The sequence below is a fragment of the Streptomyces sp. H39-C1 genome (genome assembly GCF_027158125.1).
GTDB lineage: Bacteria > Actinomycetota > Actinomycetes > Streptomycetales > Streptomycetaceae > Actinacidiphila > Actinacidiphila fildesensis.
In genome coordinates, this window is the sequence record NZ_JAPVLS010000010.1 from 25797 (window position 1) to 38789 (window position 12993).

Annotated in this window: 10 protein-coding genes; 4 read left to right on the top strand and 6 right to left on the bottom strand. The window is 71.8% G+C overall.

All coding sequences use genetic code 11. The annotated features are described in order from the left end of the window. The first annotated feature begins 121 nt into the window (after nucleotides 1-121). Nucleotides 122-325, top strand: coding sequence for a cold-shock protein (locus O3W51_RS09030; RefSeq protein ID WP_138354888.1), 204 nt, complete (start codon nucleotides 122-124; stop codon nucleotides 323-325). Between the two features lie 17 nt (nucleotides 326-342). Next, on the top strand, nucleotides 343-2070 hold the full coding sequence (locus O3W51_RS09035) for a DEAD/DEAH box helicase (RefSeq protein ID WP_443048261.1): 1728 nt from the start codon (nucleotides 343-345) through the stop codon (nucleotides 2068-2070). An 84-nt stretch (nucleotides 2071-2154) separates the two neighbouring features. Here O3W51_RS09035 and glgP read toward each other — a convergent pair whose 3' ends face one another. Next, nucleotides 2155-4773, bottom strand: a complete 2619-nt coding sequence (gene glgP, locus O3W51_RS09040; RefSeq protein ID WP_138354886.1) for an alpha-glucan family phosphorylase — start codon at nucleotides 4771-4773, stop codon at nucleotides 2155-2157. A 184-nt stretch (nucleotides 4774-4957) separates the two neighbouring features. Here glgP and O3W51_RS09045 point away from each other — a divergent pair, with 184 nt between their 5' ends. Continuing rightward, nucleotides 4958-5587 (top strand): mycothiol-dependent nitroreductase Rv2466c family protein, encoded by a 630-nt coding sequence (locus O3W51_RS09045; RefSeq protein WP_138354885.1) that lies wholly within the window; start codon nucleotides 4958-4960, stop codon nucleotides 5585-5587. A 25-nt stretch (nucleotides 5588-5612) separates the two neighbouring features. Here the strand turns inward: O3W51_RS09045 and O3W51_RS09050 are convergent, their stop codons facing one another. The 5 genes from O3W51_RS09050 to O3W51_RS09070 all read right to left on the bottom strand — a co-directional run bounded on the left by O3W51_RS09050 (nucleotide 5613) and on the right by O3W51_RS09070 (nucleotide 11960). Further along, nucleotides 5613-6914, bottom strand: a complete 1302-nt coding sequence (locus O3W51_RS09050; RefSeq protein WP_138354884.1) for a flavin-dependent oxidoreductase — start codon at nucleotides 6912-6914, stop codon at nucleotides 5613-5615. Then, a complete protein-coding gene (locus O3W51_RS09055) occupies nucleotides 6911-8005 on the bottom strand; it encodes a monodechloroaminopyrrolnitrin synthase PrnB family protein (protein WP_187145028.1) in 1095 nt (364 codons plus the stop codon). Before O3W51_RS09055 ends, O3W51_RS09050 begins: the two co-directional genes overlap by 4 nt. Nucleotides 8006-8028: 23 nt before the next feature. Further along, nucleotides 8029-9471 (bottom strand): MFS transporter, encoded by a 1443-nt coding sequence (locus O3W51_RS09060; RefSeq protein ID WP_138354883.1) that lies wholly within the window; start codon nucleotides 9469-9471, stop codon nucleotides 8029-8031. Nucleotides 9472-9475: 4 nt separating this feature from the next. Continuing rightward, nucleotides 9476-10933 (bottom strand): 4-hydroxyphenylacetate 3-hydroxylase family protein, encoded by a 1458-nt coding sequence (locus tag O3W51_RS09065; protein WP_269285098.1) that lies wholly within the window; start codon nucleotides 10931-10933, stop codon nucleotides 9476-9478. 61 nt (nucleotides 10934-10994) lie between these two features. After that, on the bottom strand, nucleotides 10995-11960 hold the full coding sequence (locus O3W51_RS09070; protein WP_138354881.1) for an AraC family transcriptional regulator: 966 nt from the start codon (nucleotides 11958-11960) through the stop codon (nucleotides 10995-10997). 111 nt (nucleotides 11961-12071) lie between these two features. Between O3W51_RS09070 and O3W51_RS09075 the strand changes: the two genes are divergently transcribed. Next, nucleotides 12072-12989 carry an SDR family oxidoreductase gene (locus O3W51_RS09075; RefSeq protein WP_164299399.1) on the top strand — a complete coding sequence of 306 codons (918 nt, stop codon included), beginning with the start codon at nucleotides 12072-12074 and terminating at the stop codon, nucleotides 12987-12989. Nucleotides 12990-12993: the final 4 nt, after the last annotated feature.

The following is a 12993-nucleotide window of genomic DNA, read 5'->3' on the forward strand; positions in this document are numbered from 1 at the left end:
CTTGCGGCCAGGCGCACATTTGTTTTACCGGCGTCATGTCCGGTGTGGGGAGATCATCGCGGCGACGCGGCATCCGTAAAGTGCGGGTGCTGTATTAACTGCACCCATTAGGGAGACAGACATGGCTACCGGAACCGTGAAGTGGTTCAACTCCGAAAAGGGCTTCGGCTTCATCGAGCAGGACGGCGGCGGCGCTGACGTCTTCGCCCACTACTCGAACATCGCCACCCAGGGCTTCCGTGAGCTGCTCGAGGGCCAGAAGGTCGAGTTCGACGTCACGCAGGGCCAGAAGGGCCCGCAGGCCGAGAACATCCGCCCTCTCTGAGGCACCCCTGAGCGCTCATCGCGCCCAGTAGCGAGAGGCCCGCACCGCCCGGTGCGGGCCTCTCGCGCGCAGCGCAAACAAAACAAGTGCGGCGCTCCGATGAGCGCCGCAGGACGCCGGTCCGCAGGCGTCGAAGCGGCAGTCCGCGATCCGCCGGACGGCCCCTGGCGCCGAGGGTCCTCCCTCGTCTCCGTCACGAGGAAGGTTCCCCCGTGAAGTTGTTCTCAGAACTCTCCATCTCTCCCGCGCTGGTCACCGCGCTGAACGCCAACGGCGTCACCGAGCCGTTCCCGATCCAGGCCGCGACGATGCCCGACGCGCTCGCCGGCCGGGATGTGCTGGGCCGTGGCCGTACCGGCTCCGGCAAGACCCTCGCCTTCGGGCTCCCGATGCTGACCCGCACCGCCGGGCAGCGGGCCGAGGCCAAGCACCCGCTGGCGCTCGTCCTGGTGCCGACGCGTGAGCTCGCGACCCAGGTCACCGAGGCGCTCGCGCCCTACGCCCAGGTGCTCGGGCTGCGCCAGACGACGGTGGTCGGCGGTGCGTCCATCACCCGCCAGATCGCCGCGCTGCGCAACGGCGCCGAGATCCTCGTCGCCACCCCGGGCCGGCTCGCCGACCTGATCGACCGCCGGGCCTGCATGCTCGACCGGGTCGAGATCACCGTCCTGGACGAGGCCGACCAGATGGCCGACATGGGCTTCCTGCCCCAGGTCACCAAGCTGCTCGACCAGGTGAAGCCGAACGGCCAGCGGATGCTCTTCTCCGCCACCCTGGACAAGAACGTCGACCGGCTGGTCAAGCGCTTCCTGCACAGCCCGGTCACGCACTCGGTCGACCCGTCGGCCGCGACCGTGACGACCATGGAGCACCACGTGCTGCACGTGGACGACGACACCAAGCGCGCCGTGACCGCCGAGATCGCCGCCCGCGAGGGTGGCGTGATCATGTTCGTCGACACCAAGCGCGGCGCCGACCGGCTCACCAAGCACCTGCTGGCCGCCGGCGTCACCGCCGTCGCCCTGCACGGCGGGAAGTCCCAGCCGCAGCGCAACCGTGCCCTGGACCAGTTCCGTACCGGCAAGGCCACCGCGCTGGTCGCCACCAACGTCGCCGCCCGCGGTATCCACATCGACGGGCTCGACATGGTCGTGAACGTGGACCCGCCCGGCGACCACAAGGACTACCTGCACCGTGGCGGCCGTACCGCGCGGGCCGGCGAGTCCGGCACCGTCATCACCCTGGTGCTGCCCGCGCAGCGCCGGGAGAACGCCCGCCTGATGGCGCTGGCCGGTATCAAGCCGCACACCGCGCGGGTCCGCCCCGGCGACCCCGAGCTGGTGCGCGTCACCGGTGCCCGCAAGCCGTCCGGCAGTGCCGTCACCATTCACGACCCGGTGCACGCCGCCGCCCAGGAAGCCGCCAGGCCGAAGACGAACAAGGTCTCCGGGACGCGCGGCCGTGGCCGTCGCCCCGCCGGCGCGGCCACTGCCGGCGCGGGCACCACCGCCGCTCCGACGGGCACGCCGCGCAGCGCGGGCAGCACCCGTGGTGGCCGTGGCGGACGCCCCCGTACCGACGCCGAGGGCGCAGCGGCGGGCTCCGGCCGGGCCGGGGTCAACGGCCGCGGCGGCACCCCCGGCCGCCCCGCCGCCGGCAGCCGCACGGCCGCCGGCCGCGGTGGCGCCGTGGGCCGTCGTGCCCGTCGTGAGGACGGCGCGGGCGGCGGCCGCCGCGCGGCCTGACCGCACAGCGGCACCACTGACGAACGCGACGGCCGGTACCAGGGAGTCCCTGGTACCGGCCGTCGCGTTGTCATGCGTGCCGGGTCAGCGGAGTATGCCCGTCGTCATACCCTCGGATTCGGCGGGAGTGGCGATGAGGCCGAGCTCCGCGGGGGCGGCGAGCAGCGGGTGGGTGGGCAGGACACGGACGGTGTAGCCGAAGGGCCCGGGCCGGTCGAGGGTGAGCGGACCCTCGTACAGCCGGCGCCCCTCGATGTCGGGCTGGGAGGACGGCTTGAGGGAGACGATCGCCGGGTCGGAGATCCGGTCGGCGTCGTCCACCCGCCCGGACAGCACCTGGACGTCGACGTCGCTGGTGTCGAGGTCGCCGAGGGTCACCTGGACCCGCAGGGTCAGGGTGGAGCCCAGCTCGGGGGATCCGCCCACGGAGCCGGTCTCCACATGGTCGACGGTGACCCGGTGCCAGTCGCCGCGGACCCGGGCCTTCCAGGCCGCGAGTTCCCGGGCGGCGTCGCCGGCGATGGCCCGGTGCGCGAGGGCGGCCGGGGCGTAGAGCTGCCCGACGTAGTCGCGCACCATACGTCCCGCGAGCACCTTGGGTCCCAGGGTCACCAGGGTGTGCCGGACCATCTCGATCCAGCGGGCGGGCAGGCCGTTCGCGTCATGGTCGTAGAAGCGCGGGGCGACCTGGTTCTCGACGAGGTCGTAGAGCGCCGCCGCCTCGACGTCGTCCCGGCGGTCGGGATCGTCGTCCGCGAAGCCATCCGCGGTCGGAATGGCCCAGCCGTTGTTGCCGTCGAACCACTCGTCCCACCACCCGTCGAGCACGGACAGGTTGAGACAGCCGTTGAGGGCGGCCTTCATCCCTGACGTGCCGCACGCCTCCAGCGGGCGCAGCGGGTTGTTGAGCCAGACGTCGCAGCCCGGGTAGAGGTGCTGGGCCATGCCCATGTCGTAGTCGGGCAGGAAGACGATGCGGTGGCGGACCCGCGGGTCGTCGGCGAAGCGCACCAGTTCCTGGACGAGCCGCTTGCCGCCGTCGTCCGCCGGGTGGGCCTTGCCCGCGACGACGATCTGGACCGGCCGCTCGGGGTGCAGCAGCAGGTCCATCAGCCGGTCCTGGTCGCGGAGCATCAGGGTGAGCCGCTTGTAGGACGGGACCCGGCGGGCGAAGCCGATGGTCAGGACGTCGGGGTCCAGGACGCCGTCGACCCAGCCCAGCTCGGCCTGGCCGGCGCCGCGCTGCCGCCAGGAGGCACGCACCCGGCGCCGTACGTCCTCCACCAGCTGCTCGCGCAGCACCCGGCGCAGTTCCCACACGGCCGGGTCCGGGATCTCGGCGACGGGTTCCCAGCGCTGGGTCTCGCCGATCATCAGGGCGTCCTCGGCGCGCTGCGCGCCGATCTGGCGGGCGCCGAGCCGGAAGACCTCGGGGGCCACCCAGGTGGGGGCGTGCACCCCGTTGGTGATGGAGGCGATCGGCACCTCGTCGGCGTCGAACCCGGGCCACAGCCCGGCGAACATCTGCCGGCTGACGGCGCCGTGCAGGGTGGAGACGCCGTTGGCGCGCTGGGCCAGCCGCAGCCCCATCACCGCCATGTTGAAGACGTTCGCGTCACCACCGGAGTACGTCTCCATGCCCAGCTCCAGCACCCGCTGGATGTCGACACCGGGCAGTTCGCCGCCGTCGCCGAGGTGCTGCCCGACCAGCTCGCGGTCGAAGCGGTCGATCCCGGCGGGGACGGGCGTGTGGGTGGTGAAGACCGTGCCGGCCCGTACCGCCTCCACGGCCGCGTCGAAGGCGAGCCCTTCCCCGCCGAGTTCGCGGATGCGCTCCAGGCCGAGGAATCCGGCGTGGCCCTCGTTGGTGTGGAAGACCTCGGGGGCCGGGTGCGCGGTGAGCCGGCAGTACGCACGCACGGCGCGCACCCCGCCGATGCCCAGCAGCATCTCCTGCAGCAGCCGGTGCTCGCTGCCGCCGCCGTACAGGCGGTCGGTGACATCGCGTTCGGTGCGGTGGTTCTCCTCGACGTCGGAGTCGAGGAGCAGCAGCGGAACGCGGCCCACCTGGGCCTTCCAGATGTGGGCGGTCAGCGACCGGCCGCCGGGCAGGGCGAGGACGACGTGGGCGGGGGTGCCGTCCTGCTCGCGCAGCAGGCTCAGCGGCAGCTCATTGGGGTCGAGGACCGGGTAGTGCTCCTGCTGCCAGCCCTCGCGGGACAGGCTCTGGCGGAAGTAGCCGTGCCGGTAGAGCAGTCCGACGCCGATCAGCGGCACACCGAGGTCGCTGGCGGCCTTGAGGTGGTCCCCGGCCAGGATGCCGAGGCCGCCCGAGTACTGGGGCAGGGCCGCGGTGATCCCGAACTCGGGCGAGAAGTAGGCGATGGCGGCGGGCAGTTCGGAGGACTGCCCCTGGTACCAGCGCGGATTGGTGAGGTAGTCGGTCAGGTCCTCGGAGGCGGAGGAGAGACGGCGCAGGAATCTGCGGTCCTGGGCGAGGGCCTCGAGCCGTTCCCTGGAGACGGCGCCGAGCAGCCGTACCGGGTCTCCGGCAGCGGCCCGCCAGCCCTCCTCGTCGACGGTCTGGAACAGCTCCCGGGACTCCGGGTGCCAGGACCAGCGCAGATTCTGTGCCAGTTCGCCGAGCGGACGCAGCGGTTCCGGCAGGACAGTTCGCACGGTGAAACGACGGATTGCCTTCACGCTACGACGGTAGCCGGGTCCCGCCCCGCGATCCGTCCGCTATCCACGATCCGGTCGTTCAAACGCCCGAACGGACGTGCGCCGGGGCATTCGGGCGGCGCGTCACCGCGCGGGGCGGCGCGGGGTGGGCACCGGGCGGCGCAGGGCCCGGCGGGCTGTCAGAGGTGCCGGTTAGCATCGCCGCATGACCTCTCCTACCTCCCAAGTCCAGCCCGCGAAAGTCGACTTCTACTTCGATCCCGCCTGTCCTTTCGCCTGGATCACCTCCCGCTGGATCCTCGAGGTCGAGCAGCGGCGGGACATCGAGCTGCGCTTCCGCGTGATGAGCCTGTTCGTCCTGAACGAGGGCCGCGAGCTGCCCGAGTGGTACCGGGATCTGGTGGACCGCTCGCTCGGCCCGGTGCGGGTCGCGATCGCCGCCGCAGAGCAGCACGGCGAGGGTGTGCTCCGGGACCTGTACACGGCCATGGGCACCCGGATACACAACGGCGGCAACCGCGAGGACTTCGACACCGTCGTCAAGGAGGCGCTGGCCGAGGTGGGGCTGCCCGCCGAGGTGGCCGCCGCGGCCACCGATCCCCGGTACGACGAAGCGCTGCGCAAGAGCCACCACGAGGGCATGGACCCGGTCGGTGACGACGTCGGCACACCGACGATCCATGTCGACGGCGTCGCCTTCTTCGGCCCGGTGCTGAACTCGATCCCCCGGGGCGAGGAGGCGGCCCGCGTCTTCGACGGCGTCCGGTCGCTGGCCGGCTACCCGGACTTCTTCGAGCTCAAGCGGACGCGGACGGGCTCGCTCTCCTTCGACTGAGCCGCCCGTCCCGCCCGCGACCCGCTCAGCGCACCGCCCGGACGGCTTGGACGGCGCGGACAGCTCCGACGTCGTAGGGGGAACCCTGGTTCACCGTGGCCGGGTCGAACGCGCCGGCCACGGCGTAGCTCCTGGCGATCGTCTCCAGTTCGGTGCGCGGGATCACGTCGTGGATGTCCGTGAAGCCGTCGGGGGCCCGTTCGTGGGCCATGTTGATGACCACCTCCGGGCCCAGCCGGCGGTTGGAGCGCTGCAGTTCGGTCATGGGCGGCCGGCGCTCCGCCTCGTAGGCCAGCAGGGCCCGCGCGGGGTCCTCGTGGGCGGCCATCGCGTGCGCCAGGGCGCGGCCGTCGATGATCGACTGGGTGGCGCCGTTCGAGCCGATCGGGTACATCGCGTGGGCGGCGTCGCCGATCAGCGTCGCCCCGCCGAAGGTCCAGCGCACCAGCGGCTCACGGTCCACCATCGGGTACTCGAAGGCGGCCTCGGCGGCATCGACGACCTCGCCGACATCGACCCCGTCGAAGACCCAGCCCTCGTAGTGGTGGCGGAACTTGGCGGTGGGCACCGGGCGGTTCCAGTCGCTGCGGTCCGGGGCGCCGTCCTGCTCCGCCGGCATCGCCAGCGCCCAGTTGACGAGCACCTTCTCGCCGGGCGCGGCCGGAATCGTCATCGGGTACACGACGGCCTTCTGCCGGTTGTTCCCCGCGATGAACATGAAGGTGCCGACGCGGTCGGCCGGCATCCAGGACACCCCGCGCCAGACCAGCATGCCGTTCCACGGCGGTTCGCCCTCGCCGGGGTACATGGCGGAGCGGACCGCCGAGCGGATGCCGTCCGCGCCGATCAGGATCTCCGCGCCGATGTCGGTGGTGGCGCCGCTGGCCCGGTCCCTGATGGCGACGCGCAGCTGGGCGCCGGGCAGCTCGGTGAAGTCGTCCACCCGGGCGCCGGAGACGACCGCCGCGCGGCCGAGCCGTTCCCGGACCGCGCGGGACAGCACGTTCTGCAGCTGACCGCGGTGGATCGACAGCTGCGGCCAGCGGTACCCGGCGCCGGTGCCGCGCGGCTCCTGCCAGACGAGGCTGCCGCTGCTGTGGTAGTAGCGCAGCTCGCTGGTGGGTACCGACACGGCGGCCAGTTCCTCGTACAGCCCCAGGGCCGCCAGTTCACGGACCGCGTTGGGCATGATGTTGAGTCCCGCGCCGACCGGCTGGATCTCCGGGGCGGCCTCGACGACCATCACGTCGGTGCGGCCGACGGCGTGCAGGCTGAGTGCCGCGGTGAGGCCGGCGATGCCGCCTCCCGCGATGACGATGCGGTTCATCGTTCCCCTTCGGTGGAGCGCCGGACCAGCGTCTCGTTCTCGCGGGTCAGGTCGAGTACGGAGCGCAGCAGTTCGACCGGTGCGCCGCCGCTCCCGTAGTCGTACAGCCGCACCTCGTCGCTGTACGCCTCACGGGCGATACGGATGTGCCGGGCCCGGAAGGTCTTCAGGATGCGCAGCACCCGCGCCAGCGCGACGGCGCTCGCCCGCAGGGTGGGCGGCAGCCGGTCCGCCTCCTCCCAGCTGATCGCGAAGGAGAGCTTGCCCACCGCGGAGGGGCTGCCCTGGTACCGCGCGTGGAAGGTACGCCAGGCCGGGAGGCTGTAGGGCACCGACTCGGTGAGGAAGGACTCGTACCGCCCGGTGCTGCGGTCGGACTGCCAGAGGGTCAGATCGACCAGCCAGAGCGGGACCTGGGCCGCCGCCGGGCCGAGGTATTCGCGGCCGTCGAGGGTGATCTCCTCGAAGTAGGGGCGCAGGACCCGGGCGAAGAACACCGGTGAGACGTTGGCGATGGTGAAGTCGATCGAGTCGACCATGGCCTGGACGAGTCCGGCGAGCCGGTCGAGGCAGGACGAGAAGCGGCTGTCGTGGGGTTCGAGGGTGGCCAGTTCCGAGCAGGCGTCCAGCGAGGCGCACAGGCTGGGGAAGACCATCCGGACGGCGTCCTGGAGGCAGGCCTCCATGGGGTCCCCGGTGTACATGCGCTGGCGGGCGCCGACCGGGTTCCAGGCCGTGTAGTGGTGGACGGTGTCCCGCGGCACCATGCCGGTACGGCGGCCCAGCGCGCGCAGCACCGGCAGCGCCTCCGGTACGGCGTCGAGCGGCTCGGTGCCGTGCCGCTTGACGGAGCCGAGGAAGATGCCCAGGTCCCGCATCGCCGCGAGGTTCTCGACGGTGGAGAAGTCGTCCAGGACGTCGGTGGCCGGAAGGAGTTCGCGCAGCGCGGTGACCATGCCGGACACATCGCCGTCCGCGTTCATGACGCGGAGCTTCTCGCAGGCCTCGTCCGCTCCCAGCGGGTCGACACCGCGTATCTCCTCGATCCGGTAATAGGGCTCTTGCCCTTGGAGCACGTGGAGCACAGACATGTGGGGCACCGTCATTCCGAGGGTCACAGGGATGTGTGTGTGCTGGGTGTGGGGTCGGCCTTCTCCCGCGACGGGCTGCGCAGCAGCAGCGTCAGGAGGGTGGCGGCCGCGGCGAAGGCGGCGCCGGCGAGCAGCGCGGTGCGGAAGCCGGCGGCTTCGGCGGCCGCTCCGGGTCCCGCGGTCCGGGTGTGCGCCGCGGCCACCGCGACGAGTACCGCGAGGCCGAGGACGGAGCCGAACTGCTGGCTGGTGTTGATCAGTCCGGACACCAGTCCGGTCTCGCCGGGTCCGGCCTGCGCGGTCGCGGCGACGTTGGTGGTCACCATGACCAGCGGCAGCCCGATCCCGATCAGCAGGCTGGGGGCGAGGACCGTCGTGGCGAAGGATCCGTCCGGCGACAGCGACAGCGCGAGCCACACCATGGCGGCGGCCACCAGCGCGAAGCCGGAGGTCATCACCGGGCGCAGTCCGAAGCGGGAGACCAGCCGTCCGGTCTGCGGCGCGGTCAGCACGACGACGATCGACAGCGGCAGCAGTCCGAGTCCGCCGGTGACCGGTGCGTAGTCCAGGACGTTCTGCAGATACAGGCTCACGAGGAAGAACATCGGGAACAGCGCCATCTGTGCCAGCGCGCTGAGGATGTTGGCCAGCCGCAGCGCCGGCCGGCCGAGCACACCGGGCGGAACCAGCGGACGGGCGGCGCGGGTCTCGACGACCGCGAACGCCGTCAGCAGGGCCAGTCCGGCCGCTCCGGCGAGGAGGGTGCCGCTGTCGGTCCAGCCCGCGCTACCCGCGTCGACCAGCGCGTACGCGATCAGGCTGAGGCCGCCGGTGGCGGTGAGGGCGCCGCCGAGGTCGAAGTCCCGGAGGGCGCCGGGCGCCGCCGCGGTCCGCTCACGGCGGGCCAGGACGGGGGCCAGCGCGGCCGGTGTCAGGGCGATGAGCGCCGCACCCACCAGAACGTTCAGGACGAACGTGGAGCGCCAGCCGAGGCCGGAGGTGAGGACGCCGCCCAGCACCGTGCCCAGCGCGCCGCCCAGCCCCCCGAGCGCCGCGAACACGCCCAGGGCGCGGTGCCGTTCGGGTCCCTCGGCGAAGAGCAGCAGGACCAGCGCGAAGGCCGCGGCGGCCGCGCAGGCCGCCCCGACCCCTTGCAGGGCGCGGGCGGCGACGAGCAGCCGGCTGTCGCCGGCGAAGGCGCCGCCGAGTGAGGCGGCGGACAGCAGCGCCAGTCCGGCCGTGAAGAGCCGGCGGTGGCCGACGAGGTCGGCGACCCGGCCGGCCAGCAGCAGGAAGCCGCCGAAGGTGATCAGGTACGCGTTGGCGACCCAGGACAAGCCGGCGGCGTCGGTGCCGAGGTCGGCGCCGATGGAGGGCAGCGCCACGTTGATGATCGCGGTGTCGAGGATCAGCAGGAGCTGGGTCGAGGCCAGCAGGGCGAGCGCGAGGCCGCGTCGATGCACCATCGCCTCAGGCCCGGGGCAGCGGCTGCAGTTCGTACCCGTCGAGGCAGGTCCGGGCCAGGCTCTCGCAGGCACCGGTGTCGCCCTCCCACGCCTGCTGCAGCAGATAGACGTGCGGGGCGCCGTGGTAGAAGCGCTCGTACTGCTCGTGCCGTCCGGCGAACTCCGTGCCGAGCGCGTCCCAGGCGAGCTTGAGCAGCTTGACGCGGTCCTGCGCCGGGTTTCCCGGCGAGCGGATGTACTTCGCGATGACGGGGCCGATCTCCGGGTGCAGCAGGTCCTGCGCGGAGGCGGGGAGCTGGATGACGCCGCCACCGGCCAGCAGCTTGATCTCGCTGATCGCCCTGGGGTAGAGGTCACCGGCCATGATCCGGTGGGCGTAGGAGATCTCCTTGTCGGGCATCACGCCGCCGCGTCCGCCGTCGACCTGCTCGTACCCGGCCTCGGCGGCCAGCACCATCGACCTGGCCTGCGCCACCCAGCCCATCAGCCGGCCGATCTGGGTCTGCACCGGCGGCAGCTGGTAGGTGTTGTTGGCCTTGGCGAGCAGGATCGCGACGCCGGTGAGGAACTCCAGCTTGGTCCAGAAGCGGGTGGCGGCCTGGTGGACGAAGTTCACGTACGCGGGGGTCTGCCACCACTGCCCGAAGCAGACGTCGACGTTGCGGTACGCGAGCACGTTCTCCCACGGGACGAAGACGTCCTCGCAGACCAGCAGGGCATCGTTCTCGTCGAAGCGCGAGGAGAGCGGGTTGTCGAAGACGCTGCGGGCCTGGGCCTCGTACGAGGTGCGGGAGATGAACTTCAGGCCGGGGGTGTCGACCGGTATCGAGAAGCACAGCGCGTGCTCGACGTCCTGCGGGGCCAGCGGCTCGATGGTGCCGACGAGGACCTCGTTGCCGAAGACCGCCGCGGTGCCGATCATCTTGGCGCCGCGGACGACGATGCCGCCGTCGCGCTCCGCCACCACCCGGACGACGAGGTCGTCGCGCTCCTGCTCGGCCGCGGACTTCGTCCGGTCGATCTGCGGATTGGTGATGGTGAACGTCGGATAGAGATCGCCCTCCGACATCCGCCGGTGGTATGCCGCGACGTTCGGAGCGCCGTCGAAGGTGTCCGTGGTGAACAGCCCCGGCGCCGCCGCGAAGCCCGCGATCCCGGCCGCCATGTAGTCGGGAGTGCGGCCGAGATAGCCGAAACTCGCCTCTGCCCACACCTTGTGCGCCTTTCGGCGGGCGACCAGGTCCTCGTACGAACGGGGTATCAGGAAGGCCCGGTGGACGCCGCCTTCAGTGAGTACGGCGGAGTGCGCGGAGTCGTGGGAGAGGTCGTACAGTCCCGCGATGGAGTCGACGGTGTTGCGGAAGGCCGGGTGGCGGGTGATGTCCTTGACCCGCTCCCCGTCGATCCATATCTCGCGTCCGTCTCGCAGCGAATCCTTGTACTCCTGGCCGGACCTGGTCACCGTGTCTCCTCAACGATCTTCGACGCGCCGTTGAAGAGACTGCCTCATACACGTGTGCTAATCAATGAACGTCCTGCCGGTCCCGTTTATGAACCGGCCAGTTGCCGCGGTATTCACCAGGCGTTGTCCCGAACCACTTGCGGAACGCCAGATGGAACCCGACCGCGCTCTGGTAGCCGACGCGGGGCGGCACGGCCGCCTGCGGAACCGCCGTCTCGGTGAGCAGCCGGGCGGCCTCCTGCATCCGACGCCCGGTCAGATGCCGGGCCGGCGCCTCGCCCACCAGCTCCCGGAAGGTGGCGGTGAAGGCCGACCGTGACATGCCGACCTCGCGGGCCAGCGCCTCGATCGTCCACGGTTCCGAGAAGCGGGTGGAGACGATGATGAGCGCCCTGCTGATGCCCGGGTGACGCAGCGCGGGCAGCACGGCCGGGTTGTCGGAGAGCTCGCGCAGCAGCGGGCGCAGCGCCAGCACGAAGGCCATCTCGAACGCCCGCAGGGTGACCAGTTGCGATCCCGGCTCGCCGCGCCGCTCGGCGGCGGCGAGCGAGGCGAGGGTGTCGCGCAGCAGCGGTTCCTTGTCTACCTGCGTCCGGTCCAGCACCAGCGACCACGGCAGCGCCCGGTACAGCGAGGTCGCGGCCGTCGCGTCGTAGTGCAGTCCGGCGCACAGGATGCGGCTCCGCTCGCCGGTGCCCTCCACGACGAGCACTCCTGACGTGCCGGGTTCGCGCTCCGGGAGCACCGCCCTGAGCGGGACGCCCTGCCGGCCGGGCAGATCGGAGAGGCGGTGCGCGGTCCCGGTGGGGAAGACCGCCAAGTCCCCCTGGTGGAGCTGGATCGGCGGGCAGTCGCCCGCGCTGATCCAGCAGTCGCCCTCGACCATGTAGTGCAGGATCGCGCAGCTCTGCTCGGAGTCCCCCTCGATCGCCCAGGGCGCCCGCACCGTCCAGAGGCTGTCGAACACGCCGGTCAGGCGCAGTGGCCTGAGCAGTTCGCTGAGGAGGTCGTTCCCGCCAGATTCCATGGACGAACCCTTAATCCCCGTCCCGGTTTGCTTATTGCCGCCCCTGTGCGCCCCGACCAGCCTGAGGTGAGGCGGAATCGCTGATTCATTCTAGCGAAGGGCGACACACCGATGTCGGAGGAGATTCACCAGCGTTGCTTGGTCGTGGGAGCGACCGGCTTCCAGGGGGGCGCCGTGGCCCGGCTGCTCGCCGGACGCGGGCACCGGGTCCGCAGCCTGACGCGGCGGCCGGCCGTAGCGCGCCCGGACATCGCGGGGGTCTCGTTCGTGGCCGGTGACCTCGGTAGCCGGGACGACGTGATGTGGGCGTTCAAGGGCGCCACACACGCAGTAGTGACCATGCCGTTGGAGTACGACCCCCTACGTATTGAGACGTATGCGATGCACATCGCGGAGGCCGCGCTCGAATCCGGGGTGACCCGGATCGTGTACAACGCGAACACCCGCGTGCCCTCGGACACCGCCGGAGTGGCCGCGTTCGAGACCCGCCGGATCGCCGAGGCGGTGCTGGCGGACTGCGGTGTGCCGCTGGTCGTGCTGCGGCCACCGGTGTACCTCGACAATCTGTTCAGTCCCTGGAACGGGCCGGCCCTGGTCGACGAGGGCGTGCTCGCGTACCCGCTGCCGGCCGACCGGCGGATCGCCTGGATCTCGCACGACGACCTGGCGGTCGCGGTGGCCGCCGCGCTCTTCAACGACGGCCTCGACGGCCGGGTCCTGGACATCGGCGGCGGACAGGCCGTCGACGGGAACGAACTCGCCGCCGCGTTCGCCGAGGGCCTCGGCCGGCCCGTCGCGTACCAGGCCCTGCCGCCCGCCGCCTTCGAGGCCGCGCTGGCCAAGGCCATCGGCCCGAACGCGGCCGCCGGCGTCGCCGGGATCTACCACTACATGGCGGAGGGCACGGACGAGCGGTTGATGGACGGCGACCCCCGGGAGGCCGAGCAGGCGCTGGGGATCAAGCTCACCTCCATCGCCGGCTGGGTGGCCGCGCAGCCCTGGCAGACCTGGTCCAGCCGCCCGCTCTGACCGT

Coding starts and splice junctions, on each gene's coding strand:
- O3W51_RS09070 (WP_138354881.1), bottom strand. CDS start 11,960: ATGGAATCTGGCGGGAACGACCTCCTCAGCGAACTGCTCAGGCCACTG.
- O3W51_RS09055 (WP_187145028.1), bottom strand. CDS start 8,005: ATGTCTGTGCTCCACGTGCTCCAAGGGCAAGAGCCCTATTACCGGATC.
- O3W51_RS09030 (WP_138354888.1), top strand. CDS start 122: ATGGCTACCGGAACCGTGAAGTGGTTCAACTCCGAAAAGGGCTTCGGC.
- O3W51_RS09050 (WP_138354884.1), bottom strand. CDS start 6,914: ATGAACCGCATCGTCATCGCGGGAGGCGGCATCGCCGGCCTCACCGCG.
- O3W51_RS09060 (WP_138354883.1), bottom strand. CDS start 9,471: ATGGTGCATCGACGCGGCCTCGCGCTCGCCCTGCTGGCCTCGACCCAG.
- O3W51_RS09045 (WP_138354885.1), top strand. CDS start 4,958: ATGACCTCTCCTACCTCCCAAGTCCAGCCCGCGAAAGTCGACTTCTAC.
- O3W51_RS09075 (WP_164299399.1), top strand. CDS start 12,072: ATGTCGGAGGAGATTCACCAGCGTTGCTTGGTCGTGGGAGCGACCGGC.